We start from the raw sequence: 26,296 nt of genomic DNA on the forward strand, positions 1-26,296 counted from the left end.
TCAGGCGAGCGTGCTGTCGATGCCCTTGCACGCGGTCAGCAGGTCCTTGACCGCGTCGATCGACACCTGAAGCCCGGCCTTCGCCTGCTCGTTGAGTTCGATCTCAATCACTTCCTCGACGCCATCCTTGCCGATCTTGACCGGCACGCCGACATAGAGGCCATCGACGCCGTACTGGCCGTCAAGATAAGCGGCGCAGGGCAGCACGCGCTTCTGGTCGCCAAGGTAGCTTTCCGCCATGGCGATAGCCGACGCGGCAGGCGCGTAGAAGGCCGAACCGGTCTTGAGCAGACCCACGACTTCGCCGCCGCCATTGGCGGTGCGCTTGACGATGGCGTCGATACGCTCCTGGGTCGATTTGCCCATCTTGATGAGGTCGGGAACGGGAATGCCCTTGACGGTCGAATATTCGACCACGGGGACCATCGTATCGCCATGACCGCCCAGCACGAAGCTGGTGACGTCGCGGACCGATACGCCAAATTCCCAAGCGAGGAAGGTCGAGAAGCGCGCCGAGTCGAGCACCCCGGCCATGCCGACGACCTTGTTATGGGGTAGTCCCGAAAATTCGCGCAGCGCCCACACCATCGCGTCGAGCGGGTTGGTGATGCAGATGACGAACGCGTCGGGGGCATATTGCTTGATGCCCTCACCCACGGCCTTCATGACCTTGAGGTTGATGCCGAGCAGGTCGTCGCGGCTCATGCCCGGCTTGCGGGGCACGCCGGCGGTAACGATGATGACGTCTGCGCCTTCGATATCCTTGTAATCATTGGTGCCCGTGATGGCTGCATCGAAGCCCTGCACCGGGCCGCACTGCGACAGATCAAGCGCCTTGCCCTGGGGAATACCTTCAGCGATGTCGAAGAGGACGATATCGCCCAGTTCCTTCTGCGCCGCCAGATGGGCGAGCGTACCGCCGATATTGCCAGCGCCGATGAGCGCTATCTTCTTACGGGCCATAAGCTGTCATCCTCCAAGTCATGATTACTGGAATTGCTGGCTCGCCTACGCCCTTCCCGCAGGGGTTTCAACCTGCGATAACCGCCGATCAGAAATTATCTTTGCAATTAGTTCGCAATTGCATTAGTTGGAGTCGCACAGCCTGTCGCTCGTCGGCTCCTACCCTGGCCGCGAGCCTTCCCTGCAGAGCTACCCTGCCGGGCGCCCTTCCTCCTCGGGGGCGCCCGGCCCTGTTCCGGTTATGAAGTTGCGATTTGAAGAAGAGTTCCGCCGGGCTGCGGCAGGTGGAGGTTGGGACTGCGGCGGCCCGTGCGGATCATTTGGGACCGTGGCCCAACGCCAGATAGTCGTCCGACTGCATTTCCAGCAGGCGCGAGACGGTACGTTCGAATTCGAAAGCGCCGTCGCCTGTGGGGTATAGCCGTTCCGGTGACGCGTCCGCCGAAGCGAGCAGTTTCACCTTATATTCGTAGAGCGAGTCGATCAAAGTGACAAAGCGGGCCGCTTCATTCCGCTTTTCCGGCCCGAGCACCGGAATCCCGACGATGATCACCGTATGATATTTGCGCGCGATCGCCAGATAATCAGGCGCGCCCCGCGCTTCTGCGCATAATCGCTTGAATGAAAAGACAGCGACGCCCTTCAAGCTTTTGGGCACATGCAGGGTCCGGCCGCCCTGAACGGCGATATCCTCGGCCGGGACCTTTGCGCGATCTTCCACCGAGAAATCGGTTAGGCGGAAAAAGGCGTCGGAGAGGGCTCGGGTCGCCTCCGGCCCGTTTGGACAATGCCAAAGCTGCGCATCGCCCAGCCGGTCCCGCCGATAATCGGTCGGACCGTTCAGGCTCATCACATCCAGCTTCGCCTTGATAAGGTCGATGAAAGGAAGGAAGAGCTGACGGTTGAGGCCGTCCTTGTAAAGATCGTCTGGCACACGGTTCGACGTGGTGACGACGGTCACGCGCTTGTCGAGCAGTCCGGCGAAAAGGCGCGACATGATCGCCGCATCCGCCATGTTGTTGACGACCATTTCGTCAAAACACAGCAGCCGCGCCTCTTCCGCCAGCGAATCGACCACCGGCGGGATCGGGTCGCCCGTTTCCGACTTGCGCGCTTCGGCGAGACGGGCATGCACGTCGAGCATGAACTCGTGGAAATGGGCGCGCTTCTTGCGTTTGACCTGCACCGTGTCGAAGAACAGGTCCATCAGCATCGACTTGCCCCGTCCGACACCGCCCCACATATAGAGGCCACGCGGCGGATCGGGCGGCTTGCGCAGCAATTTCCATAAGGTCGACCCGCGGGCCGGGGTCGCTTCCAGATCCTGTTGCATCCGCCCAAGCCGCTCCGCTGCGGCGCGTTGATCGGCATCGGGCCGGAGTTCGCCGGACTTCACCAGCGCGTCATAGCGGGCGAGAATGGTCGTCACTGCGGCTTTGGCGCCTTCCGGATAGTTGCCGTGGAAGCGGCCACCGCCTCCCCATTCTGTGTCATCAGCATCCGCAAAAAGAAAAGACGCCCAGTTTCCCGCAATATCTCGACTTCGGCGATCAGATCAGGCCCCACCTTTCCTGCGCCCAGATATTGCATGCTAAGATCAATGGTTACGCCATTGATCTGCGCCTCATGCCCCATGATCCACAGAGCGCCGAAATAGGCGTGATCGGCAAAGGCCGCGAGAAATCCGCCGTGCAGCGTATCGAGCCGGTTGCGGTGACTGGAGCGCGTTTCCAGGGCGACGCGAGCGCGCGTTGGCCCGTCCGCCCGCATATAACCCCGCCCGATCGCTTGCAAAAAGGTGTCGGGGTGCAGATCGGACCGGGCCGCCCAACCCGCCCATTTGCCTTCGCTTAGCGGTTGACCGCCGCCTACACCGTCGCTCGTCAACTTACAGCTGCCGTTCGACCATCATCTTCTTCGTTTCGGCGATCGCCTTGGCCGGGCTGAGCCCCTTGGGGCAGACATTGGCGCAGTTCATGATGGTGTGGCAGCGATAGAGGCGGAAGGGATCTTCCAGCTCGTCCAGGCGCTCGCCCGTATATTCGTCGCGGCTGTCGGCCAGCCAGCGATAGGCCTGAAGCAGGATGGCGGGGCCGAGGAACTTGTCGCTGTTCCACCAGTAGCTGGGGCAGCTGGTCGAGCAGCAGGCGCACAGGATGCACTCATAGAGGCCATCGAGCTTTTCGCGGTCGGCGGGGGACTGGAGCCGCTCCTTGCCGCTGGGCGGCGGGCTGACGGTTTGCAGCCACGGCTTGATGCTGTTGTATTGCGCGTAGAAATGCGTGAAGTCCGGCACCAGATCCTTGATGACATCCATGTGCGGCAACGGAGTGATCTGCACCTGCTTGCCCGCGCATTCGTCGATCGCGGTGGTGCAGGCGAGGCCGTTCTTGCCGTTCATGTTCATCGAGCAGGAACCGCAAATACCCTCGCGGCAGGACCGGCGGAAGGTCAGCGTCGGGTCATATTCATTCTTGATCTTGAGCAGCGCATCGAGAACCATCGGGCCGCACTGGTCCAGATCAACCTCAAACGTGTCGTAGCGCGGATTCTGGCCGGAGTCGGGATCGTAGCGATAGACTTTGAAGCTGCGGACATTGGTAGCGCCCTCGGGCGCCTTATGGGTCACGCCCTTGCCGTTGATCTTGCTGTTCTTGGGCAACGCAAATTCGGCCATCGCTCTTCGAGCCTCTTCGGGAATGTGTCTCGGGTCGCGGCCCGAATAGCAAAAATTCCGCAAAGGTCCAGCGTTGTGGGTCATGTTTCTCCCCAAAACCCTTGTTGCAATGGGCTTGCAAATCATGCCGGAGCGGCTTGCTTCCTTTGCCGGCCACGCTAGGGCGACCCATATGCGCACATCCGGTGCGTGCGCCCTGTCACTGAGTGGATAGCCCGTTTGCCGACCGACATCGCCTTTCTTGCGATCGCAGAAGCGCATCAGATGTATCACTGGCTGCCCGCGGCGCTTGAGTTGGCGCGGCGTCCAGACGTGCGAGTCAGCGTACTCTCGCCATCCGACCATTTGCTGGACCTGATCGGCAGCTACGACCCCGACGCGCGGCTTGCCAGAGTTCGCCTTCGCCGCCCCCCGTCGCGGCGGGATTCGCTGTTTCACCAACCTTCGCGCCTTGCGACCCTGCTGCTCAATCACCGCCGCATCCTGCGCTTCCCCGTGATCGTCACGACCGAGATCAGCAGCGCCTGGCTTCGTCATGTACCAGGTTTCGCGTCCCTTATGATTCATATGAAGCATGGCGCGGGCGATCGCGAAGGCGGTTACAAGAAGCGCCACGCCGACTTTGATCTGACGCTGGTTGGCGGCGACAAGGACAAACGCCGACTCATTGCGCGCGGCCTTGGAACGACGGACAATGTGCGCATCGGCGGCTATGCCAAGTTCGAGCTTAAGGCGCAGAGGCGGCGCTTCTTCTCTGATGACAAGCCGGTGCTGCTCTATAATCCGCATTTTGATGCGGCACTGTCGTCCTGGGTCAACCATGGTCCTGCCGTGCTGGCGGCGCTGGAATCGCTTGAGGACTGGAACGTCATCATCGCCCCCCACGCGAAACTGGCGCAGCGCGTGCCTCCGATCGTCAGCAGCGCGCCGCACATCCGCGTGGACATGGGCAGTCGCCACTCGATCGATATGAGCTACACGGTCAGCGCCGACGTCTATCTGGGTGACGTATCGAGCCAGGTCTATGAGTTTCTGATCGAGCCGCGCCCTTGCATCTTTCTCAATCTCGACCGCCGCGACGCGTCGGGCGAGGATTTTGCCCATTGGCGCCTGGGGCAGATCATCGAAGCAGCCGACGCCTTGCCGACCGCGCTTGCCCAGGCCGCCGGCTTGCAGCCCCGCTTCCTGGCGCTACAGGAAGCAGCCATGCGCGATTCCATCGACCTATCCCCCATCCCCGCCTCGCATCGCCAGGCTGACATCATCCTCGATTTTCTGAAGGGCGCCGCATGAGCCAGCTTCTGTCCACATCTTTGGGGCCGGTTCGGCTGATCGGCGAGAATGCGACTCCGATCTGGGGCATGCCCAACGCCGAACGCAATCGCCGCATGGCGGAAAGCGCGGCAAAGAATGGCCGCCGGTTGGCGAACGGGCACGAACTGCTCTTCAATCTGACCTACGCCTTCGATCCGCTGCTGCTGACGCTCGCGCTGGAAGCGCCCGGAACGCTGTTCACCTGGGGAGAGGCGCCGATCGTTGGACAGGTAGCGCAGGGCGCCGATCCATTGCGCGCGCCCCACATCATCGACCTGTCGGACGGGCGGCGGCTCTACAATCGCCAGTTGCGCAAGCTGGAGCAGCCGATGGTGCGTGAACTGACGCCAGCCAGTCGGCGCGAGATCGAGCGCCGCAGCTATTTCGGCGCATATAAGGGCGTGACCGACCTCCTCACCAAATATCTCTGGCCCGAACTAGCGCTGGTGCTGACCCGGATCGCCGCGCAATTGCGCATGACGCCCAACATGGTGTCGGTGATCGGCGTCAGCCTCTGTCTGTTGGCGACCTTTCTTTTTGCAAAAGGTCTCTACTGGACCGGGTTTCTTTCCGGCTTCATCTTCATGGTGCTGGACACGGTCGACGGCAAACTCGCCCGATGCACCATAACCTCGTCCAAATGGGGCAATGTGATCGACCATGGCGTCGACCTCGTCCACCCGCCCTTCTGGTGGTATTTCTGGGGCACCGGCCTCGCCTATTGGGGGCTGCAACTGCCAGGCACGACCTTCGCCTTCGTCATGACAGCGGTCGTTGCCGGCTATGTGCTGCAACGGCTGATAGAAGGCATGTTCCTCAAGGACTTCAAGATGGACATCCATGTCTGGCGCCGGTTCGACAGCCAATTCCGCCTGATCACGGCCCGGCGCAATCCTAATATGGTGATCCTGTTCGTGGCCCTGCTGTTCGGGCGGCCGGACATCGGGCTTGTCGCGTTGGCGTGGTGGACGATCATATCGCTGATCGTTCATGCTGTGCGACTGGCGCAGGCCTATGGCCAGGCGCGGTCGGGGCGACCGATCGTCAGCTGGATGGACGAAGCGGAGGGACAGGCATGAACGCGACGATCGAAAAATTCGGCTATCCCGCCACGCTGGTGGCGCAGTTCGATCATTGGCTGGTGCTGTTGCGGCCGAGCCAGCCCACGCTGGGATCACTGGTGCTCGCCGCGCGAAGCGACGCCACGGCATTCGGCGACCTGCCCGCGGCAGCGCATGCCGAACTCAAGACCGTCACCGTCGCGATCGAGACGGCGCTGGCCAAGGCGGTGGGCTATGACAAGATCAACTATCTGATGCTGATGATGGTAGACCCCCACGTCCATTTCCACGTCATCCCCCGCTACGAAGGCAGCCGCACGGCCGCAGGCCTGACGATCGCCGACGCGGGATGGCCGGGCCAGCCTGACCTGGGCTCTGCGATCAAGCTGGACAGCGACATGGACAGCTTGCGCGATATGGTCAAAAGTCATTTCGATAGCGAAATGAGCAGCTGACCGGGGAGATATCGCTGCGGTTGTCTGGAAATGGTGCACCCAACTGGATTCGAACCAGTGGCCCCCAGATTAGGAATCTGATGCTCTATCCTGCTGAGCTATGGGTGCCCGGTGCCGGCTCTATTGCGCGGGAAGGCTGCGGTCAATTCTTCGCGTGCGGCGGAACGACGGGAAGTGGCAGGGGCGCGACCTCAACGCCTTCGGCGATCAGAGCCTTGGCTTCGGCGGGCGCGACTTCGCCATGGATGCTGGCACGATCCTGTTCGCCATAATGCATGGCGCGCGCCTGGTCGGCAAAGTCTCGGCCGACCCAAGTGGAATCGGCGAGCAATTTCTGCTGCGCCTGCGCGACGGCCTCGACCAGCGCCTGCATCTTGGCCATATCCGCGCCGCTCGCTGCTGGTGCCGCCACATCCTGCTTTGTGGGCGCGGTGCGCTGATTCCCTTTTGCAGCGATCGCTGGCGCCATCACGGCTTTCATTACCGACGTGTCACCGCACACCGGACAGGCGATCAGGCCGCGCGCCTGCTGCGCCTCATAATCACCACTGGAACCGAACCAGGCTTCGAACACATGGCCCTGACTACTGCATTTGAGGTCGAACACGATCACGAAATTGCCACGTCCTGAGAGATGGGCTGCCGATTGGCGAGCGCGGGCACCCGCGCCCGCACATCCTCTATGCGCGACAAATCGATATCTGCAAGCCCCAGACCCACCGCTTCGCCCATGTCGAGCAGCACGTCGCCCCACGGATCGACCACCAGGCTGTGTCCATAGGTGGTGCGTCCATCCGCATGCGCGCCCCCCTGCGCCGCCGCGATGACGACGCATCCTGCCTCGATCGCGCGGGCGCGCAGCAGCACATGCCAATGCGCCTGCCCCGTAGGCACGGTAAAGGCGGCGGGCGCCAGCAGGATCGTCGCGCCGGCATCGGTCAGCGCGCGATAGAGATCGGGAAACCGCATGTCGTAGCAAACGGAGAGACCCATCAGCCCCCAAGGCGTCTTCACCGCAGCGGCCTGCTCGCCCGGCCCATAAACCGAGGATTCGCGCCAGCTTTCCCCGCTGGCCAGATCGACGTCGAACAGATGCACCTTGTCATAGCGAGCGCGGATGTCGCCATTGGCGTCAATCATCAGGCTACGGTTGACCCAACGGCCATCCGATCGTTCATCCTTGAACGGCAGCGAGCCGAGATGAATCCATAGTCCTTCGCGCGCGGCCGCTTCGCGGACGGCGGCCAGCACGCCATCGTCCGCCTCGCTGCGCAGCGTTGCTGCCGCGCGCCCGCGATCACGGTCCAGATAACCGGCCATTTCGGGGGTAAAGAGCATGTCCGCCCCCTCTCGCTTGGCGCGGCCCGCCATCTCGACGATCGCGGCAGCATTGGCGGCGGGATCGATCCCGCTCGTCATCTGGAAAAGGGCAGCGCGCAAACTGCTCACTGACCCAGCATCGCGTCCAGCTTGCCGGCGCGGTTCAACGCAGCAAGATCATCGCTGCCGCCGATATGCTGACCGTCGATGAAGATTTGCGGCACCGTCGTCTGCCCCGGCGCGCGTTTCAGCATTTCGTCGCGCGTTGGGCCGCCCATGCTGATGTCATATTCGTCGAACGCCACGCCCTTGTCGCCCAGCAACGCCTTGGCCCGCGCGCAGTAGCCGCACCAGGCCTTGGTATAGATTTCCACTTTCGCCATGACAAATATTGCTCCTTTGCCATCAACATGGGGGGAGGCGCGCCATTGTCAATCAGGTCCGCGCGACAGGGTGGCGTCGCGATCGGGCAGCGCCCGCGCCCAGCAGAGCAGCCGGACGTTGGTGGCGCCGCCACGCTTCAACATGCGCGCGCAGGCCGCCGCGGTTGCGCCGCTGGTGCGGACGTCATCGATCAGCAGCACGCGCCGCCCGGCAAAGCCATGGCCAGCCGCCAGCGCGAAGGCGCCGCGCACTGCCCTGGCCCGCTGCGCTGGGTTCATGCCGCGCAAGGGCTGGGTTCGCCGGACGCGGCGCAGCCCGTGCCGGTCGACCGGCCAGCCCGTCAGCCTGCCCAGATGGTCCGCCATCAGCGCCGACTGGTTGAACCCGCGATGCCACAGGCGCCAGCGATGCAGCGGCACCGGGACGATCAGGGGCGGATCGCCCTCCCCCGCTGGTCCCGCATGGCGCAGCATCTGTCGCGCGATGAGGCGGGCAAGACCGGTGCGCCGCCCATATTTGAGCCGCAGCGCCACCGTCCGCGCGACATCGCCATAGGCCAACACCGCTCGCGCGCTGTCCCAGGCCGGCGGATCGGCCAGGCACGCGCCGCATTCGGCATCCTGACCCATGTCGTGCGGGAAAGATATGCCGCAGCGGGCGCAGCAGGGATCACCCAGGAATTCCATGCCGCCCCAGCAGTCGAGGCAAAATGCATGATCCTCCCCCACGATGCCGCCGCAACCGGGACAGCGTGGCGGTAGCGCATAATCAAGCGCAGGGCGCAGCGCAGACTTGAGAAGCGGGGCAAGAGCCATCATCTGCCTTGTTCCCGCTTCACCGTCTCTGCACAAGGCCCGCCATGGACTCCCGCCCCGACATTTTCGATTCAGCCCTGCGCGCTCGTCGGCGCGACCGGATGCTGCCCACTTATGCGGACCATGATTTCCTGCACCAGGCCATGCTGGACGAATTGCTGGACCGGCTGGGCGATGTGCAGCGCGACCTACCCGAAGCGCTGGTGATCGGTTGCCCCGACGGTCGCGCGCGCGCCGCGCTGGAGGCTATGGGCAAACGCGTTGCTTGCGTTGATCCATCCTTCCTTGCAGCTCGCGCCATGAACGGCGTGCAGGCGGACGAGGATGCCCTGCCCTTCGCCGACGATAGTTTCGACCTGGTGCTGGCGTGCGGCACGCTGGACAGCGTCAATGACCTGCCTGGCGCGCTGATCCTGATGCGACGGGTGCTGCGGCCCGATGGGCTGATGCTGGCGGCCTTTGCCGGCGCGGGCAGCCTGCCGCGCCTGAAAGCCGCTCTGCTTGCCGCCGAGGGAGATCGAGCGGGCCAGCATATCCATCCGCAGGTGGACGTGCGCGCGGCGGGCGATCTGCTCAGCCGCGCCGGCTTCGCCATGCCGGTGGCCGATGGCGAGACGCTGACGATCCGCTATGGCGACATCGTGCGGCTGATGCACGACCTGCGCGGCATGGGGGCGGCCAATGTCCTGGCTCACCGGCCGCCCGCGCTTACCCGCGAGGTGCTGATGCGGGCGGCAGCGCATTTCGCCGAGGGGGCCGATCCGGATGGCCGTGTCGCCGAACAGATAGCGCTCATCTACCTGTCCGGCTGGAAGCCCGACGCCAGCCAGGCGAAGCCGGCCCGCCGCGGCAGCGCAACGGTATCGCTGGCGCAGGCGCTCAAGAGGCCGGGCTGATAATCAGCCGGGCGATGCGGCGGACCCGGCCAACAGCCCGCCGTCAATGTCGATTTCGGTGCCCGTGATGTAGGTTGCCTCATCAGAAGCCAGCAGCACCGCGACCGCGGCGACTTCGTCGACCCGGCCGAACCGTTTGAGCGGCGTATCGGCGACCAGCGCCGCCATCCGCGCTTGCCGGTCCGGGCCATCGCCCACCATTGCGTCCCAGATCGGCGTCATTATAGCGGCGGGATGAACGGAATTGCAGCGTATCTTCCACCCCTGCTGTGCGCAGTAGAGCGCCACGGTCTTGCTATGGTTGCGGATCGCCGCCTTTGACGATGCATAGGCGGCTGCGCCGGGAATGCCGACCAGCCCGGACCGGGACGACATGTTGATAATAGCCCCCTCGCCTTTGCGCTTCATTGCGCGAATGGCGTAGCGGCAGCCAAGGAAAGTGCCGTCGAGGTTCACACGGTGCACCGCATGCCATTCGGCCAGGCTGGCATGTTCGGGATCATGCCGTGTCCCGGCTTCTTCCAGACCTGTGATGCCGGCATTGTTGACCAACACGTCGATTTCCGGGCGCACGTCAAGGAGCCGGTCCCAGTCGGCTTCTGCCGCTACATCCAGTCGCTCGAAGCGACAGCCGATCGCATCCGCGCTGGCGCAGCCGATCTGTTCATCTATGTCGGTCAGCAGCACGTCAGCGCCTTCGCGATGAAAGGCCTCGACTATTGCGCGCCCGATACCGCGCGCACCGCCTGTTACCACACATGTCTTTCCCGCTAGCCGCGCCATCTCGCCTCCGATTTTCCGAATGCAGCGAGAAGAGCCGTCAGTTTGCAGCCGACGTCAAGCCCGCAGGGCCGGTCATGGCCCCCACCCGCACCGGCTCCACCACCTCTTTCGCGGTCCATTCCTCGCCTTCTCGCACATATTCCACATGGCTGGCGCGGCGGAAGCCGGCACCGTCCCAGACGATGACCTGCAAGTCCATCTCATTGTTGCGGCGGACGTGCAGCCAGTTGAAGCTTTGCGGCTCGTCATTGCGCAGGCGGGTGGAAGTGGCTGTCCCTGCCTGGATCACCAGCGCGCCGCCGCTGTGCGCGACCATCTTGTCGGCGGATTCCGCATAGGTGCGGTGGAAATGGCCGGCGAGCGCGACATGGACACCAGCCTCACATGCGGCCTGCACGGCATCGTCATGCCGCCCGACAGCCTCGCTCAACTCGCCGCCCTTGCCGATCGGCATGGAAAAGAGCGGATGATGCGTGACCAGGATGCGGGTCTTGTCGCGCGGGACGTGCGCGAAGCGATGCCGAAGCATGTCCATCTGGTCATGGTTAATCCGCCCATCCTTTATCGTCAGCGACCGGGCGGTGTTGATCCCAAAAATCGCCACTTCATCATCTTCGTAAAAAGGACACAGATCGTGGCTGATATACCGACGATAACGGCGCAGGGGGGTAAGAAAGCGGCGCAACACGTCATAAAGCGGCACATCATGATTGCCGGGTATGACAAGTGTTTTCAGCCCCGCAGCCCGCAGTTTGCCCAGCCATGCCGCAGCCTGGCGGAACTGACCAACGCGTGCGCGCTGCGTGAAATCGCCGCTGATAACCACCAGGTCGGGGCGACGTTCCTCCAGCCACGCGGTGGCGGCGTCGACGATCCTGGGGTCGTTCGCGCCGAAATGAATATCGGACAGATGAGCGATGCGAGCCATGGCTAGGTAACGAATCGCGCGCAAAGGGTTTCCAGCCGGAGCCGAATCGGCTGGACGGAGTTATTGCGGCATGGAAACGACGGACTTGCCCAAGGACGCAATATTGGTCGTCAACGCCCATAGCCGGCGCGGCCAGGACAGTTTCGATCAGGCACGGGACAGGCTGGAAGAAGCGGGCATCCGACTGCTTGAAGCCCATGCGGTGAAAGACCCCAAGCAAATGGCGACAATGGTGCGCCAGGCCATAGCTACTGGTGCGCCGATGGTGATCGTAGGCGGCGGCGACGGATCGATGTCCGGGACCGTCGATGAATTTGTCGGCAAAAATTGCGTGTTTGGCGTGCTGCCTCTCGGCACCGCCAACAGCTTTGCTCGAACGCTGGGCTTACCGCTTGATCTGGACGGCGCGGTGCGGGCCATTGCCAACGGGCGGCGGCGGCGCGTCGATCTGGGCATGGTGGAGGGCGATTATTTCGTCAATGCCGCCTCCCTTGGCCTGTCGCCCATGATTGGCCGCACGGTGCCGCATAAGCTCAAACGCTATCTAGGCCGGATCGGCTATCTGGCCTGGGCCGCAAAATGCTCGGTCGGCTTTCGCGCCTTCCGCTTGACGATCGACGATGGGACGCAGGAGCATCGCATGTGGTCGACCGAAGTGCGCGTGCTGAACGGCCCCTATCATGGCGGCGTCGAACTGTCCGATCATGCCGACGTCGATACCGGTGAAATCGTCATCCAGGCCGTGGTCGGCCGCAGCAAGCCGCGCCTGGCCTGGGACTGGTATGCCAAATTCTTCAAGTTGCGCGACCGCGACGCGCACACCCGCGAATTTCACGGCAAGTCGTTTCGCATCGACACGAAGCCGCGCCAGCGCATCTCGATCGACGGTGAAGTGTTGGCGCGCACGCCTGCTACAGTGAAGATCGCGCCCGGTGCGATCGACGTCGCGGTCGCGCGGGACGCGTGACCTCCACCGCCTACAAATAAAAAAGGGCGCCGTCGCGGCGCCCTTTTTCCTGTTCGTGCCGTGTTGGCCGATTACTTCTTCAGCGTCAGACCACCGAAACGCTTGTTGAAGCGCGCCACCTGGCCGCCGGTGTCCAGCTGGCGGTTGCCGCCCGTCCAGGCCGGGTGCGACTTGGGGTCGATGTCGAGCGCCAGCGTGTCGCCTTCCTTGCCCCAGGTGGAGCGGGTCTGGAAGGTGGTACCGTCGGTCATCTGGACGGTGATCATGTGGTAATCGGGGTGGGTATCGGCCTTCATGGCAATATGCTCCTTTGATGGCCGGTTTCCGACCGGCCGGATGCGAAAATAAGCGAAGGCGCGCCGTTAGCGGTTTCGGCGCGCCAAAGCAAGCATGGTGATGGAGGCGCGATCAGTCCTGCGGCGGATCGGTGATCATCGCGACGAAATTGGCTTCGGACGCCAGCTTGCCGTCGATCGTCGCCTTGCCGCTGAACTTGCAGATCGCGCCCCGGTTCTGCGTCACTTCGACATGCAGGTCGAGCAGGCAGCCCGGTTCGACCGGCGATCGGAATTTCGCGCCGTCGATGCTCATGAAATAGACGAGCTTGCCCGAGTCGGCGAGGTCCATCGATTCCACAGCCAGCACCCCGGCCGCCTGCGCCATCGCTTCGACGATCAGCACGCCCGGCATGATTGGGCGCGTGGGAAAATGGCCCTGGAAAAAGGGTTCGTTGACCGACACCGCCTTGATCGCGTGGATCGACTGGTTTGGCACCAGCGACACCACGCGGTCGATCAGCAGCATCGGATAACGATGCGGCAGCGCAGCCATGACCCGACGGATATCCATCGGGCCACGCGCGTTCGTTTCAACCTCTCCGTTCATTCTTGTGTCAGCGCGACTTGGGCGCCTGCGCCGGGGTCGCGGGCGCGGGCGCGGCGGCTGCGCCCTGCGCCTGGCCCGGCTGCCAGCCGGCCGGCGGGGTGATGCCGACGCTGGGCACGAGCGCGTTGAGTTCGGTGATGACGGCGGGCGTGATGTCCGCACCAGCGCCGAAGCTTTCGGTCGCCGCCTTCTTGAAGACGATTTCCGACTTGGTCTTGGCGGTCGCGGCCTTCAGCGCGTCGTCCAGCTTGGCGACGATCTGCTGTTCGACATAGGCGCGGGCCAGAGCCACCGGCTGGGTCAGGCGCTGCAATTCGGCCTGGCCGGTCTGCTGGGCCTGCTGCAACTGCTGGAACTGGGTTTCCAGCGCCGGCGTCGACTTGTTACCTGCAGCTTTATAGGCGGCCTGCAGCGCGTCATTCTTGGTCTTGAGATCGGTTTCGATCGCGCTGCGGCGCGAAGCGATCTGGTCCAGCTGCGGCTTGTAGGTGGTCTGCATCTGGGTCATCGCGGTGGTGAAGGCCGTGCTCTTGGCAACGGCTTCCTCCAGATCGACGACGGCGATGCCGGACTTGGTCTGGGCTGCGGCCGGGACGGCAGTCAGCGCAATGGCGGTCATGGGCGCGAACACCAGCGCCGCGGCTTTAACGAGTGTCTTCATCAGAATTGAGTCCCCACATTGAAGGTGATGAGCTTGTTGTCGTCCCCTGGTTCCTTGAGCAGGGCCTTGGCGATGTCGATGCGGAACGGGCCGAAGGGCGAGTTCCAGTTGACGCCAAAGCCCACCGACAGACGCGGCTTAAGCGTGTCGCCGAGATATTGCTCCTCAAAGCCACCGCTCACAGTGTAGTCGGTGCCAAAGCTGGCCGGGCAGACCGGATTGGCGGCGGTACCACCCGCGCGCACCTGTGTCTGACCACTTGCATTACAGAAGCCGGCAAACTGGCCATTGCCGTTAATGAGGCCTGGCTCTTTCAAACCAGCAACCGCGCCTGCATCCATGAAGATCGAGGGGCGCAGACCCATTTCACGCGCGGCCGAACCCAGCGGAATCTGAACTTCCGCGCGGGCAAGATAGTAGATTTTCCCGCCCAGCGCGTCATCTGTCCGGTTGTTACGGCCGGTGATCGGCTCACCGGTTGCGACGCCATCGTCACCTACGGTAGCACTATAATAACGTCTGACGATACGCGGTCCTACACCACGGATGTCAAAGCCTCGGAATTGCGGCTCACCCAGGAAGAAGCGATCGACCAGACGGATCTTGTCCACTTCCTGCCCAGACGCGTCCCGCCGTTCGCCTTCCAGGCTGTGGATATACCCGCCCTCGCCCGACAGCGAGAAGATGAAACCTGCGCCCAAAGGCCAGAATTTCGACGCGGAAAGGCGGGTCTTGATATATTTGACGTCGCCGCCAAGCCCAGCGAAATCCTGGCTCAGCACGACATTGTTGCCGCGCGTCGGCCGGATGCGGTTGTCGCGCGTGTCGTAGATCAGCGAATAGCCCACCGACGAAGTCGTCCGTTTGCCGATCGCGTCGCACAGATAGCGGCCTGCCAGCAGCGGATCGCACTGACCATCGGTATAGAACTGGTCCCGATCCAGCGTCACATCGTCAAAGTTGAGGCTGTAGCGCAGCGCCAGCGACATATATTCGGTGATCGGTACGCCCGCACGAATCTGGAAACCCGTGGTGGTCTGCTCGTAGGTCGTGTCGCGATCATTATTGGTCAGATAGCGGAAGCTGTTGAGGTCCCGACGATAGATGTCGCCGCCCAGCGCGATATTCTTGTCCATGAAATAGGGTTCGGTGAAGCCCACTTCGATCGACTTGGAATAGGCCGAATAATTGACCGACGTGCGCAATTCCTGGCCCTTGCCACGGAAATTGCGCTGGGTGATCGACGCCGCGACGATGAAGCGCTCCAGCGAGGAGAAACCGGCCGAGAGCGAGAGTTCGCCGGTCGATTTTTCCTGCACATTGGTTTCAAGCACGATGCGGTCCGGCGCGGAGCCGGGCTTTTGTTCGATATCCAGCTTTTCCTGGAAGAAGCCGAGTGAATTGATCCGGTCCTTCGACCGCTTGACCAGGAAGCTGTTGAACGCGTCGCCTTCGGCCAGACGGAATTCGCGGCGGATAACCTTGTCCTGCGTCAGCGTGTTGCCATTGATGTCGACCCGTTCGACATAGACGCGCGGGGCGTTGGCGATGCGGAAATTAATCCCCATCGTCAGGTCTTCCTTGTTGCGGTTGAAGTCGGGCTGCACGTCGGCAAAGGCATAGCCGAACAGGCCGGCCGTCTCACTGAGCGTATCGACGGTGTCCTCGACCTGCTTGGCGTTATACCAGTCGCCCGTCTTCATCGGCAACCGCTTGGTCAGGCTTTCGCCCGACAGGTCGCGAATGTCCGATTCGACCTTCACATCGCCGAACTTGTAGCGGTCGCCTTCTTCCACCACATAGGTGATAATGAAGTCTTGCTTATCCGGCGTCAGTTCGGCCACGGCCGAAATCACACGGAAATCGGCATAGCCTTCGGTCAGGTAGAATTGGCGCAGCTTCTGCTGGTCATAGGCCAGACGATCGGGATCATAGCTGGTGCCAGATGAAAAGATGCGGAACCAGCGCGACTGTTTCGTCACCATCTCGCTGCGCAGTTCGCCATCGCTGAACTTATCGTTGCCGATGATGTTGATCTGGCGAACCTTGGACTTAGGCCCTTCGGAAATTTCAAAGACGATATCGACGCGATTCTGGTCGAGCTGGACCATCTTTGGCTCGATGGTCGCGGCGAAGCGGCCCTGGCGGCGATAGAGTTCGACGATGCGCGCAACGTCGGCGCGAACCTTCGACCGGGTATAGATCTGGCGTGGGGCGAGCTTGATTTCCGGACGGATCTTGTCGTCCTTCAATCGCTTATTACCTTCCAGCACGATGCGGTTGATGACCGGATTTTCCTTCACCTCGACCGTCAGCGCACCATTGTCGTTGCGGATCTGGACGTCGGCGAACAATTCGGTTTCGTAGAGGTCGCGCAGCCCCTGATCGAGGCTTTCCTGGCTATAGGGCTGGCCGATGCGCAGCTTCGTGTAGGACAGCACCGTGTCCGGCTCCAGCCGCTGCGTGCCGGTGACGGTGATCGACCGGATCGTGCCCTGCGCGGCGGGTGCGGCCGTCGTCGCAGGCGCAGCCAAAGACGCGGCGGCATCCTGCGCCATCGCCGGAACCGCCGTGAGGCCCGCGATCATGGTCGTCGCCAACAGGGCGGCCACCATCGGGCGCTGCCTCATGCTGCTGTTCATCGCTGTCACCCGCTCCACCTCAAACGCAAAAAAATGTTTCCGTCGCAACAGACGACGCCAAGCCGCGCTTCCCTGCCCGAAGCGCGTCAGCCGATCAAGCCGGACAGGCTTTGCCAAAGCCCGAAAGACGACAAATCGTTGAAAGTCACCAGCAGCATCATCGCCATCAGCACCGCAAGGCCGGACCTGTAGGCCCATTCCTGCGCCTGCGGACTGACAGGGCGCCGCTGCACTGCCTCGATCCCGTAAAAGAGCAGATGCCCGCCATCAAGCATGGGAATTGGCAAGAGGTTGATGAACCCCAAGTTAATCGAGATGAGCGCGACGAAGAAGATGAAGCTTTCCAGCCCCAATGTCGCGGCCTGCCCCGATACCTGCGCGATCTTGAGCGGCCCTCCCAATTCCTTGACGGATCGGCCGCCACTTACAATCTGACCCAGAGTTTCGACCATGGTCCGCACGATCTGTCCGGTGCGCTCGACCGCCACGATTGGCGCGCGCAACAGGCTGACGCGCTCGACCACGGGTTCGCCAGCGCCGATGCCCAGCCGTCCGACACGGAATTTCTGGCCGAAGCCGTCATCCTCCATGACGGCGCCGATCTTGGTGCGCACCTCCAGCCTTTGCCCGTTCCGCTCGATCGCGACATCCACCGGTTCACCCGGACGGATCCGCGTGTACATGACCATGTCGGTATAGGTGTCCATCGTCCGCCCGTTGAAGGACAGGATGCGGTCACCCACCTTGATCCCAGCGGCATCAGCCGCGCTGCCCTGCTCGACGATGCCCGCGACCGCCGGCGTGCGGCTTTCGCCATGGACGAAGGCGAAGGTCGCGATGATCAATATGGCGAAGAGAAAATTGATCGCCGGCCCTGCCGCAACGATGGCCGCGCGTTGCCACAATGGCTTGGCGGGGAAGCTTTCAGCGCGATCGCCGGCCGACATTTCCAGCCAGGCCGGGTCGGTCATGCTGGCCGCGTTCATATCCCCCTTGAAACGCACATAGCCGCCCAAGGGCAACGCCGCGACGCGCCAGCGGGTGCCGCGCCGGTCCACCCAGGCGAAGAGTTCGGGACCGAAGCCGATCGAGAAGGCCTCCGCCTTCACTCCGAACCAGCGGCCGACCAGATAATGGCCAAGCTCATGGACGAAGACCAGCGGTCCGATGACCGCCACAAAGGCCAGCACTGTCAGCAGGAAGCCGGGATTCTGGATCAAACCGTCAATCTTTCCATCGTCTGACCCGCAAACAAGCGGGCCTGCGCGTCGGCCGCCAGCACGTCCCCGATCGTGTTGGGCCGCCCCGCGCTATAGCGGTCCAACACATCCTCCACAATCATGGCAATATCAAGGAAGCCGATGCGCCCCGCCAGAAAAGCGGCCACCGCCACTTCGTTCGCGGCATTGAGGATCGCGGGGGTCGCCCCCCCCTCAGCCGCGGCAGCGCGCGCCAGACGCAGCGCAGGAAAACGATCCGGATCAGGCGCTTCAAAGTCGAGCCGACCAATGGTTGCGAGGTCCAGCTTCTGACAGGGCGTCGAGATCCGCGCGGGCCAGGCAAGCGCATGGGCGATGGGAATGCGCATATCGGGCGACCCCAGTTGCGCAAGAGTCGAACAATCGTGATATTCGACCATCGAGTGGATGACCGATTGCGGATGGACCAATATCTCGATGCGGTCGAGCCCCACCGGGAACAGATGATCGGCCTCGATGAGTTCCAGTCCCTTGTTCATCATCGTCGCGCTGTCGACGCTGATCTTGGCGCCCATCGACCAGTTGGGATGCGCCACCGCCTGGGCAGGCGTGATGCCGACCATGTCAGCCCGGCTGCGGGTGCGGAACGGGCCACCGCTGGCGGTCAGGATGATCCTTGAAACGTCCTCGATGGAACCGCCAGCAAGGCATTGGAAAATGGCGTTATGCTCACTGTCGACGGGCAACAGGGTCGCGCCGGATTCCCGCGCCGCCGCCATCATTAACCCGCCGGCGGACACCAGCGACTCCTTGTTCGCCAACGCCACCGTACCGCCAGACTTCAGGGCAGACATGGTAGGCTCAAGTCCCGCACAGCCGACGATCGCCGCCATGGTCCAGTCCGCGCCAGCCTGCGCCGCATCGACGAGCGCCGCTTGCCCCGCCGCCGCTTCGATACCAGATCCCGCCAAAGCGTCCTTGAGCGCGCCGTACAGCCCGTCCTGCGCGATGACCGCGATTTGCGCGCCGGTCGCCTTTGCCTGGGTCGCCAACCCATCGATATCGCTATGGGCGGTCAGCGCCACGACCCGGTACGCATCCGGCTCTCGCCGGACGAGGTCGATCGTGGACAGGCCCACAGAGCCAGTTGCGCCAAAGATGGAAACGCTTTTCATACCACTCATGCCGCCTGCGCCAGTACGGCATAGCATAGCGCCGCCAGCGGCGCGGCCGCGACCACCCCGTCCAGCCGGTCCATCACGCCGCCATGGCCGGGAAGCAGCGTGCCACTATCCTTGACCCCGGCCCGGCGCTTCATCGCGCTTTCCAGCAGATCACCCAGTTGCGCCGCCACGGCCAGCAGGCCGCTCGCCGCCGCAAGCTGGATCGGCAGGCCCGCAAATCGGTGGAGGAGGAAGCCCAGCACCAGCGCCGCCAGCACGCCACCAGCCAAGCCCGACCATGTCTTGGAAGGGCTGATCCGGGGTGCCAGCTTGGGCCCACCGATCGACCGCCCCGCGAAATAGGCGCCGATATCTGTCGCCCAAACCAGCCCGAGCGCCCAGAAAGCGAGCAGCAAGCCATAGGCATAGGGCTGCTGCCCGCGCAAAAACAGCAGAGCGGTGATCGGCACACAAATGTAGGGAACGCCAAGTGCCAGAACGACATTGCGGCTGGTGAAGGCAATGAAGAAAAATGCCGCCGCTCCGGCGATCAGCACCGGCCAGTCGATGCCCGCCGCCAGGGGACATAACAAAGCGAGGGGGATGGAGACGGCAAACATCGCGGCCTTGCGCTGCTCTACATTCGCGCCGGTCAAATCGCCCCATTCGCCTTGCATCAGCACACCGGCCACGACCAGCAGCACCCAGAAAAGCAGCCCCCCGGCAAGCAAGGCACCTAGCGCCAGCGCAATGAGTGCGACGCCGACGACGGTCCGGATCCGAAGGTCGCTGACCATCATTCACAAACCGCCAAAGCGGCGGTCCCTCATACGAAAGGCGTCCAGCGCCTGCCCCAGCGCCCGGTCGTCGAAATCAGGCCAGAGCAGGTCAGTGAAATAGAGTTCGGCATAGGCCGCCTGCCACAGCATGAAATTGCTGAGCCGCAATTCGCCTGATGTGCGAATGAGCAGGTCGAGCGGCGGCAGTTCGCAGGTGTCCAGTTCGTTGTCAATGTCGGCAATGCCGATATCGCTCGCGGCAAGTTCGCCGCGCGCAACCTTTTGCGCGATGCGCTGCGCCGCGCGCACCATCTCATCCTGCGCGCCATAGTTGAGTGCGATCGCGATGACCGGGCCGCTATTGCCGGCAGTCCGCGCCATCGCGCCTTCGATCAGCGTCACCAGCGACGGGTCGAGCGCGCGATAATCGCCGATTACCTTCAGCCGCACACCGTTTGCGTGAAATTCTTCGATATCGCTCTGGATGAAATGCCGCAGCAGCCCCATCAGATCGGCAACTTCACTCGCCGGCCGTTTCCAGTTTTCCGACGAAAAGGCGTAGAGTGTGAGACACTCCAGCCCCATGTCCTGCGCGGCGCGCGCTACCCGGCGCACCGCCTCCACCCCGGCGCGATGACCGGCAATGCGCGGCAGCAGCCGTTTCTTCGCCCAACGGCCGTTGCCGTCCATGATGATGGCGACGTGGCGGGGTCCGGGAGACGGCGCCGCCACGCCATCGACGGCGCGCGCGCCATCGACTGACGCGATGCTGGACAGGTTGGACTGGGCGTGTGTGGCCATCAGGAAGACAATGCGTGCGTTGGCCGCGAAAGGAAAGCCCCGGCTTACTGGCCGAGAATTTCCTTTTCCTTCGCGCTTGTCACGGAATCGATATCCGCGATGGTGGAGTCGGTCAGTTTCTGGACCTCAGTCTCCAGCCGCTTGCGCTCATCCTCGCTGATTTCGCCCTTTTTTTCATCGGCTTTCAGGTTGTCCATGCCGTCGCGACGGACATTGCGCACAGCAACGCGCGCGCCTTCGGCATATTTGCTGGCGAGCTTGGCCAGTTCCTTGCGGCGTTCCTCGGTCAGGTCCGGGATCGGCAGACGCAGCGTCTGCCCATCGACAATCGGATTGAGACCCAGGCCCGCCGAGCGGATCGCCTTGTCACATGGGCCGACATTGCTCTTGTCCCACACCTGCACCGACAACATGCGCGGCTCAGGCGCCGACACGGTCGCGACCTGGTTGAGTGGCATATGCGCGCCATAGACTTCGACCGTCACTGGATCGAGCAGTTGCACATTGGCCCGGCCGGTGCGCAGGCCGGTCAGGTCGCCCTTGAGCGATTCAACCGCACCGGCCATGCGGCGTTCCAGATCGGCTTTGTCATATTGCGGCATGAGTCTTCAACGCTCCTGATTTTGCACGATCGTCGCTACGCCTTCGCCCGCAAGAACCTTGGCCAGATTGCCGGTCTCACGAATGTTGAAGACGACGATGGGGATATTATTTTCGCGGCACAGGGCGATGGCGCTGGCGTCCATCACCTTGAGATTGTCATTGAGCACCTGGTCGAAACCGATGCTGTCATAGCGGGTGGCATCGGCGACCTTCTTGGGATCAGCATTATAGATACCATCGACGCTGGTGCCCTTGAACAGGGCATCACAGCTCATTTCCGCCGCCCGCAGCGCCGCAGTCGTATCGGTGGTGAAGAAGGGACTGCCGGTGCCCGCGGCGAAGATTACGATCCGGCCCTTCTCCATGTGCCGCTCTGCCTTGCGCCGGATATAGGGCTCGCACACGCTGGCCATGGGAATGGCGGACTGGACGCGTGTGTCATAGCCCAGTTTTTCCAGGGCATTCTGAACGGCAAGCGCGTTCATGACGGTGGCGAGCATGCCCATATAATCGGCGCTTGCCCGGTCAAAGCCAGCGGCCGCGCCGGCAACGCCACGAAAGATGTTGCCTCCCCCGACGACCACGCATAGTTCAAATCCCGCATCCTTGGCTGCTGCGATCTCGCCTGCGACGCGCGCGACGGTATCGGGCTCGATGCCGAACTGCCCCTGCCCCATCAGCACTTCGCCCGACAATTTCAACAATATACGCTTGAAAGCAGGCAGGGTCATGGGCGGTAGATCATCCTTGGCGAATGGGCGGGAAGCGGCGCGGACCTTAGTCGGGAGCGGCCACAAAGCCAAGCGGCGTTTATATGCCCAGGAGCCACGGCACGGAAAAGTGCGCACATCTGGCTGGCACTGCCCGAACCAACCCCTCTTGTAGCGCCATTTTGGTGGCACCTACCGCCCGCCGCGCTGTTGCAATGCGCCGGGTCAATCTGATGCTGATCGATGTCATCATCTTTTTAGCTGCCAACAGCCGAGGCGGCCTGCACCAATTCATGCCAAATCGGGCGCTCGTCGCCCCGAATGTAGCGAAATATTGCTGGATCATCTTCCACATTGCGCGCCGCGCGCAAGCTCTGTCTAACCTGCTGCGATATTGAGCAGGGATGAATGATCATGTCAGCGGTCGATTTTCACGGCTATGACGCCTCTGCTGGCTATACATATGGCTTTTGCCCGGAAATGGCGCCGGACTGGCTCGATCTGTCGGCAATGCTGGCCGGAGCAGCGCCGGCTCGACGAGATGGCGAAGCGCCCTTCCGCTATCTGGAATTGGGATGCGGCCAGGGCATGGGATTATGCCTGCTGGCTGCTGCCAACCCCCAAGGCCAGTTTGTCGGCGTCGACTTCCTGCCCGACCATGTCGCCCATGCGCGCGCCGTCGCGCGGGCGGCGGGGCTGACGAACATCCAATTCAGCGATGGTGACTTCGTCGCACTGGCGCAGCAGTGGCCGGTCGATTTTGGCCGGTTTGACTATGTCTCCCTGCACGGCGCGTATAGCTGGATCACGCCGCCAGTCCGCACGGCACTTGTCCGCTGCCTGGGCCAAGCGACAGCATCCGGCGGCCTGGTCTATATCGGCTATAATGCGCAGCCCGGCTGGCTGGGGTCCATGCCGTTCCGTCACATCAGCCGCCTGTTGAAGGAGGAAAGCAACCAGCCGAGCGAGGCTGTCATGCAGGCATCGATTGGTCTGTTTGACCGGTTGGCCGCAGGTGGGGCAAACAGCTTTCGCATTCTACCCGGCCTGAAAAGCCGGCTTGCCGCCGTAAAGCGCCAAGCGAGCAACTATTTGATCCACGAATATCTGCACACAGGATGGCATCCGCTCTGGCATTCGGAGGTTGCAAAGGAAGTGGCGGGCGAGGGCCTGACGTTCGTCGGGACCGCCTCGCTCGCCGAAACATTGCTCCCCGGCGCGCTGCCGCCGCTCCTGCGCGCCACGGTCGAAGAACAGGTCAGCAGCGTTCTGCGTATCGATGTGCAGGATCTGGTGATCAACCAGTCTTTTCGCCGCGACGTTTTTCGTCCCTCTTCTTTATGGCCACCCCCTGCGGGCGATGTGGTGCTCGACGGGAAAAAAATATATCTGCTAAAACCAGTGGAAGGGGATAGCCTGACCATCGCTACCAGCTTCAGCGAGATTATCCTGCAGGCCCCCGCCTATGCAGAGATTGTGTCCGCCCTCGACGCCGGCGGGCGGTCGATCGGGGAGTTGCTGGCGCTGCCCGCGATGCGCAAGCAAGGCAGGTCAAACGCGCTGCAGATCATGGCCCTGCTCCTGCATGCGCGGATCGTGGGCGTGGGGCGAAGCGCACCTGCGCCGATCCGTGCGGTGCAGGGCCTCAACCGCTTCATCGCCGAAGAAGCATCGCGGGGACGCCGCTATGATCATCTTGCAGCCGCTTCGCTGGGATCGGCGGTGGTCGCGACGGCCGACGATCTGAGGCTGCTCGACGCATGGCTGGCCGCGAAGGGGCGCATCGACGCTAAGTCCCTGGCTGCAACATGCGCAGACAAGCCTATGGGGGATCAGGGCGCGCCGGCTGACGGTCAAACCGCCATCACACCGGACAGAGCGGCCGCCTTCCTTAACCAGACGCTGCCGCGATGGCGCAAGCTGGGCGCGGTCGCCCAGGGCCGGGCATGAAAAAAGGGGCACTCATGCGAGCGCCCCTTTCCATTTGTCGGTCAGGTCGGACGATCAGACGCCAGCAGCGGCAGCCACTTCGGCGGCGAAGTCGCTGACTTCCTTTTCGATGCCTTCGCCCAGCTGGAAGCGAACATAGCTCTTGAGCGTGATCGACTTGCCCGCATCCTTCGCCGCCTTGGCGACGACGTCGGCGACCGGGGTCTTGTTGTCCATCACGAACAGCTGGCTGAGCAGCGCCTGTTCCTTGGCGAACTTGGCGACCGCGCCATCGACCATCTTGGCGACGATCTCGGCGGGCTTGCCGCTTTCGGCGGCCTTTTCAGCGGCGATGGCGCGTTCACGCTCCAGCAGGGCCGGGTCGATGTCGTCGGCCGACAACGCCAGCGGGAAGGCCGCGGCGATGTGCATCGCCAGTTGCTTGCCGAGCGGCTCCATGACGTCGGCCGGCGCATCGCCTTCCAGCGCGACCAGCACGCCGATCTTGCCGAGGCCCGGCGCTGCGGCGTTGTGGACGTAAGGGACGACGACGCCCTGGCTTACTTCGACATGGCCGACGCGACGGACATTCTGGTTTTCGCCGATAGTGGCGATGTTCGACACCAGCTTTTCATTGACGGTGCCGCCGCCGGGATAGGCGGCATTGGACAGCCCTTCAGCGTCGGCAGCGCCGGTTTCGAGCGCGACCGTGGCGACGGTGCGGACGAAATCCTGGAACTGGTCATTCTTGGCGACGAAGTCGGTTTCGCTGTTCACTTCGACAGCTACACCCTTGGTACCGGCGACGGCGACGCCGACCAGACCTTCCGCAGCGGTGCGGCTGGACTTCTTCTGCGCGGCGGCCAGGCCCTTGGCGCGCAGCCAGTCGGTCGCGGCTTCCAGGTCGCCATTGGCTTCGGTGAGCGCCTTCTTGCAATCCATCATGCCCGCGCCCGAACGGTCGCGCAGTTCCTTGACGGCGGCAGCGGTAATCTCGGCCATGTTTCGGCTCCTAAGTTTCGATGTTTCAAACAAGCGGTATTTAGATGCACACTAGGGCGCGTTCCGGTGGAGCGCGCCCTAGCCTGTCATGTTTGCAGTTGCGCGACGCTCTTAGGCTTCGGCGGCAACCTGCTCGACTTCGGGCTCGTCCAGAGCGCCGATATCGACGCCCGACGCCTGCTGCGCACCACGGTTGCCCTTGGTGGCGGCGGCGGCGACGGCTTCGCAATAGAGGCGGATCGCGCGGCTGGCGTCATCGTTCGCCGGAACCGGGAAGGCGATGCCGTCGGGCGAGACGTTCGAATCAAGGATCGCGACGACCGGGATGCCCAACGTGTTGGCTTCCTTGATCGCCAGCTCTTCCTTGTTCGCGTCGATCACGAACATGACATCGGGGATGCCGTTCATGTCGCGGATGCCGCCCAGCGACAGTTCCAGCTTCTCGCGCTCGCGCGTCATCTGGAGCACTTCCTTCTTGGTGAAGCCGTGGGTGTCGCCCGACAGCTTTTCCTCGAGGGTCTTCAGGCGCTTGATCGAACCCGAAATCGTCTTCCAGTTGGTGAGCATGCCACCCAGCCAGCGATGGTTGACGAAATGCTGCCCCGACTTGCGCGCAGCGTCCGCGATGGGATCCTGCGCCTGGCGCTTGGTGCCGACGAACAGCACCTTGCCGCCGGCCGCGACGGTCGCCGACACGAAATCGAGCGCGCGGCCGAAGAGCGGCACGGTCTGGGACAGGTCAAGGATGTGGATGCCGTTGCGCTCGCCGAAGATGTACGGCTTCATGCGCGGGTTCCAGCGGTGGGTCTGGTGGCCGAAATGGGCGCCAGCTTCGATCAATTGGTGCATGCTGACGACAGGGGTCGCCATAATCTTTCTCCTTCCGGTTGCTACCTCTGGGAATCGGGAACCGTCGCACGGCCTGAAGGCCGGTCCGGCACCGGATATGGTGATTCCCATGTGGAATGGGCGCGCCTTTAACCGTGGCGTGAACAAAAGGCAAGGGTTGACACGCGCCCTGAATAGGAACATAAGAAGAACAGACGGAACAAATACGGTTAATAACTGTTCAGTCCGTCATAGTGAGACCTGCCGTGCAAATGGCAAGACGGAAAGTGACGATCATGTTCACGTTTGTTGCCGCGACCTTATTTTCTGCCGCGTTCCTAATGGCGGTTGGAACCATCATATGGATGGTTGCCGCCTATCATGACAAGATGGTGGCAGCCCTTCTCTTCCAGCCTATCCCGCAAACTCCGCAGGTTTACCATATTCGCATCAATCGTCCCCGTGTGACGAATCGCCTGCGCGCGGCTGATATGCGTTCGTCAGCTGCCCACCCTCTTTCAGCCGCTTGAT

General features: G+C 62.8%; 30 protein-coding genes and 1 tRNA gene. 8 read left to right on the forward strand and 23 right to left on the reverse strand.

All coding sequences use genetic code 11. The features are described from left to right. The 4 genes from mdh to SKA58_RS09970 form a co-directional block, all read right to left on the reverse strand. Nucleotides 1–963: a malate dehydrogenase gene (gene mdh / locus SKA58_RS09955; protein ID WP_009822293.1), complete on the reverse strand. Its 963-nt coding sequence runs from the start codon at nt 961–963 to the stop codon at nt 1–3. Between the two features lie 316 nt (nt 964–1,279). After that, nucleotides 1,280–2,392 (reverse strand): cell division protein ZapE, encoded by a 1,113-nt coding sequence (gene zapE / locus SKA58_RS09960; RefSeq protein ID WP_009822294.1) that lies wholly within the window; start codon nt 2,390–2,392, stop codon nt 1,280–1,282. Next, nucleotides 2,389–2,850 carry a PaaI family thioesterase gene (locus SKA58_RS09965; RefSeq protein WP_037542947.1) on the reverse strand — a complete coding sequence of 154 codons (462 nt, stop codon included), beginning with the start codon at nt 2,848–2,850 and terminating at the stop codon, nt 2,389–2,391. Before SKA58_RS09965 ends, zapE begins: the two co-directional genes overlap by 4 nt. Nucleotide 2,851: 1 nt before the next feature. Then, on the reverse strand, nt 2,852–3,640 hold the full coding sequence (locus SKA58_RS09970) for a succinate dehydrogenase iron-sulfur subunit (protein ID WP_009822296.1): 789 nt from the start codon (nt 3,638–3,640) through the stop codon (nt 2,852–2,854). Nucleotides 3,641–3,859: 219 nt separating this feature from the next. Here SKA58_RS09970 and SKA58_RS09975 point away from each other — a divergent pair, with 219 nt between their 5' ends. The 3 genes from SKA58_RS09975 to SKA58_RS09985 are packed head-to-tail and all read left to right on the forward strand — an operon-like array spanning nt 3,860 to nt 6,470. Beyond that, complete coding sequence (locus SKA58_RS09975; RefSeq protein ID WP_009822297.1) at nt 3,860–4,933, forward strand: glycosyl transferase; 1,074 nt, start codon at nt 3,860–3,862, stop codon at nt 4,931–4,933. Next, nucleotides 4,930–6,033, forward strand: a complete 1,104-nt coding sequence (locus SKA58_RS09980; RefSeq protein ID WP_009822298.1) for a CDP-alcohol phosphatidyltransferase family protein — start codon at nt 4,930–4,932, stop codon at nt 6,031–6,033. Before SKA58_RS09975 ends, SKA58_RS09980 begins: the two co-directional genes overlap by 4 nt. Further along, nucleotides 6,030–6,470 carry an HIT family protein gene (locus SKA58_RS09985; RefSeq protein ID WP_009822299.1) on the forward strand — a complete coding sequence of 147 codons (441 nt, stop codon included), beginning with the start codon at nt 6,030–6,032 and terminating at the stop codon, nt 6,468–6,470. The genes SKA58_RS09980 and SKA58_RS09985 overlap by 4 nt, the downstream gene beginning before the upstream one ends. 31 nt (nt 6,471–6,501) lie before the next feature. On the opposite strand, the gene SKA58_RS09990 is transcribed toward SKA58_RS09985, so the two are convergent. The 5 genes from SKA58_RS09990 to SKA58_RS10010 form a co-directional block, all read right to left on the reverse strand. Next, nucleotides 6,502–6,578: transfer RNA gene (locus SKA58_RS09990), tRNA-Arg, on the reverse strand. A 34-nt stretch (nt 6,579–6,612) separates the two neighbouring features. Beyond that, the gene (locus SKA58_RS09995) at nt 6,613–7,083 is read right to left on the reverse strand and encodes a DUF1178 family protein (protein WP_009822300.1); all 471 of its coding nucleotides are present in this window, start codon (nt 7,081–7,083) and stop codon (nt 6,613–6,615) included. Continuing rightward, nucleotides 7,080–7,910: a carbon-nitrogen hydrolase family protein gene (locus tag SKA58_RS10000; RefSeq protein WP_037543356.1), complete on the reverse strand. Its 831-nt coding sequence runs from the start codon at nt 7,908–7,910 to the stop codon at nt 7,080–7,082. The genes SKA58_RS09995 and SKA58_RS10000 overlap by 4 nt, the downstream gene beginning before the upstream one ends. 5 nt (nt 7,911–7,915) lie before the next feature. Continuing rightward, nucleotides 7,916–8,173, reverse strand: a complete 258-nt coding sequence (grxC, locus tag SKA58_RS10005) for a glutaredoxin 3 (RefSeq protein WP_009822302.1) — start codon at nt 8,171–8,173, stop codon at nt 7,916–7,918. A gap of 48 nt (nt 8,174–8,221) precedes the next feature. Beyond that, nucleotides 8,222–8,992, reverse strand: coding sequence for a ComF family protein (locus tag SKA58_RS10010; RefSeq protein WP_009822303.1), 771 nt, complete (start codon nt 8,990–8,992; stop codon nt 8,222–8,224). A 41-nt stretch (nt 8,993–9,033) separates the two neighbouring features. Here SKA58_RS10010 and SKA58_RS10015 point away from each other — a divergent pair, with 41 nt between their 5' ends. Then, nucleotides 9,034–9,885, forward strand: a complete 852-nt coding sequence (locus SKA58_RS10015) for a class I SAM-dependent methyltransferase (RefSeq protein WP_037542949.1) — start codon at nt 9,034–9,036, stop codon at nt 9,883–9,885. Between the two features lie 3 nt (nt 9,886–9,888). Here the strand turns inward: SKA58_RS10015 and SKA58_RS10020 are convergent, their stop codons facing one another. Continuing rightward, nucleotides 9,889–10,668: an SDR family oxidoreductase gene (locus SKA58_RS10020; protein ID WP_037542951.1), complete on the reverse strand. Its 780-nt coding sequence runs from the start codon at nt 10,666–10,668 to the stop codon at nt 9,889–9,891. Nucleotides 10,669–10,705: 37 nt separating this feature from the next. Beyond that, on the reverse strand, nt 10,706–11,596 hold the full coding sequence (locus SKA58_RS10025) for a metallophosphoesterase family protein (protein WP_009822306.1): 891 nt from the start codon (nt 11,594–11,596) through the stop codon (nt 10,706–10,708). Between the two features lie 70 nt (nt 11,597–11,666). Here SKA58_RS10025 and SKA58_RS10030 point away from each other — a divergent pair, with 70 nt between their 5' ends. Further along, nucleotides 11,667–12,563 carry a diacylglycerol/lipid kinase family protein gene (locus SKA58_RS10030; protein ID WP_009822307.1) on the forward strand — a complete coding sequence of 299 codons (897 nt, stop codon included), beginning with the start codon at nt 11,667–11,669 and terminating at the stop codon, nt 12,561–12,563. 71 nt (nt 12,564–12,634) lie between these two features. Here the strand turns inward: SKA58_RS10030 and rpmE are convergent, their stop codons facing one another. The 10 genes from rpmE to pyrH all read right to left on the reverse strand — a co-directional run bounded on the left by rpmE (nt 12,635) and on the right by pyrH (nt 22,027). Continuing rightward, nucleotides 12,635–12,859, reverse strand: coding sequence for a 50S ribosomal protein L31 (gene rpmE, locus SKA58_RS10035; RefSeq protein ID WP_009822308.1), 225 nt, complete (start codon nt 12,857–12,859; stop codon nt 12,635–12,637). A gap of 112 nt (nt 12,860–12,971) precedes the next feature. After that, nucleotides 12,972–13,412: a 3-hydroxyacyl-ACP dehydratase FabZ gene (gene fabZ, locus SKA58_RS10040; RefSeq protein ID WP_228225837.1), complete on the reverse strand. Its 441-nt coding sequence runs from the start codon at nt 13,410–13,412 to the stop codon at nt 12,972–12,974. A 43-nt stretch (nt 13,413–13,455) separates the two neighbouring features. Beyond that, nucleotides 13,456–14,109 carry an OmpH family outer membrane protein gene (locus SKA58_RS10045; protein WP_009822310.1) on the reverse strand — a complete coding sequence of 218 codons (654 nt, stop codon included), beginning with the start codon at nt 14,107–14,109 and terminating at the stop codon, nt 13,456–13,458. Next, complete coding sequence (bamA, locus tag SKA58_RS10050; RefSeq protein WP_009822311.1) at nt 14,109–16,751, reverse strand: outer membrane protein assembly factor BamA; 2,643 nt, start codon at nt 16,749–16,751, stop codon at nt 14,109–14,111. Before bamA ends, SKA58_RS10045 begins: the two co-directional genes overlap by 1 nt. Before the next feature lie 86 nt (nt 16,752–16,837). Continuing rightward, complete coding sequence (gene rseP / locus SKA58_RS10055; protein WP_009822312.1) at nt 16,838–17,971, reverse strand: RIP metalloprotease RseP; 1,134 nt, start codon at nt 17,969–17,971, stop codon at nt 16,838–16,840. Beyond that, entirely contained in the window at nt 17,968–19,125 is a 1,158-nt protein-coding gene (locus SKA58_RS10060; RefSeq protein WP_009822313.1) for a 1-deoxy-D-xylulose-5-phosphate reductoisomerase, read from the reverse strand. The genes rseP and SKA58_RS10060 overlap by 4 nt, the downstream gene beginning before the upstream one ends. 5 nt (nt 19,126–19,130) lie before the next feature. Then, on the reverse strand, nt 19,131–19,910 hold the full coding sequence (locus SKA58_RS10065; RefSeq protein ID WP_037543362.1) for a phosphatidate cytidylyltransferase: 780 nt from the start codon (nt 19,908–19,910) through the stop codon (nt 19,131–19,133). 3 nt (nt 19,911–19,913) lie between these two features. Beyond that, nucleotides 19,914–20,693, reverse strand: coding sequence for an isoprenyl transferase (locus SKA58_RS10070; RefSeq protein WP_009822315.1), 780 nt, complete (start codon nt 20,691–20,693; stop codon nt 19,914–19,916). A 44-nt stretch (nt 20,694–20,737) separates the two neighbouring features. Further along, a complete protein-coding gene (gene frr / locus SKA58_RS10075; RefSeq protein ID WP_009822316.1) occupies nt 20,738–21,295 on the reverse strand; it encodes a ribosome recycling factor in 558 nt (185 codons plus the stop codon). Between the two features lie 6 nt (nt 21,296–21,301). Beyond that, nucleotides 21,302–22,027, reverse strand: a complete 726-nt coding sequence (pyrH, locus tag SKA58_RS10080) for a UMP kinase (RefSeq protein WP_037542958.1) — start codon at nt 22,025–22,027, stop codon at nt 21,302–21,304. Nucleotides 22,028–22,239: 212 nt separating this feature from the next. Between pyrH and SKA58_RS10085 the strand changes: the two genes are divergently transcribed. Both SKA58_RS10085 and SKA58_RS10090 read left to right on the forward strand, forming a co-directional pair. After that, on the forward strand, nt 22,240–22,404 hold the full coding sequence (locus SKA58_RS10085) for a hypothetical protein (RefSeq protein ID WP_156784190.1): 165 nt from the start codon (nt 22,240–22,242) through the stop codon (nt 22,402–22,404). A 16-nt stretch (nt 22,405–22,420) separates the two neighbouring features. Then, the gene (locus SKA58_RS10090) at nt 22,421–23,956 is read left to right on the forward strand and encodes a class I SAM-dependent methyltransferase (protein ID WP_232209410.1); all 1,536 of its coding nucleotides are present in this window, start codon (nt 22,421–22,423) and stop codon (nt 23,954–23,956) included. Nucleotides 23,957–24,010: 54 nt separating this feature from the next. Here SKA58_RS10090 and tsf read toward each other — a convergent pair whose 3' ends face one another. Continuing rightward, a complete protein-coding gene (gene tsf, locus SKA58_RS10095; RefSeq protein ID WP_009822320.1) occupies nt 24,011–24,937 on the reverse strand; it encodes a translation elongation factor Ts in 927 nt (308 codons plus the stop codon). A 111-nt stretch (nt 24,938–25,048) separates the two neighbouring features. Further along, on the reverse strand, nt 25,049–25,807 hold the full coding sequence (rpsB, locus tag SKA58_RS10100; protein ID WP_009822321.1) for a 30S ribosomal protein S2: 759 nt from the start codon (nt 25,805–25,807) through the stop codon (nt 25,049–25,051). 254 nt (nt 25,808–26,061) lie between these two features. Between rpsB and SKA58_RS10105 the strand changes: the two genes are divergently transcribed. Continuing rightward, the gene (locus SKA58_RS10105; protein WP_037543365.1) at nt 26,062–26,295 is read left to right on the forward strand and encodes a hypothetical protein; all 234 of its coding nucleotides are present in this window, start codon (nt 26,062–26,064) and stop codon (nt 26,293–26,295) included. Nucleotide 26,296 lies beyond the last annotated feature (1 nt).

The organism is Sphingomonas sp. SKA58, from assembly GCF_000153545.1.
Taxonomy (GTDB): Bacteria; Pseudomonadota; Alphaproteobacteria; order Sphingomonadales; family Sphingomonadaceae; genus Sphingobium; species Sphingobium soli.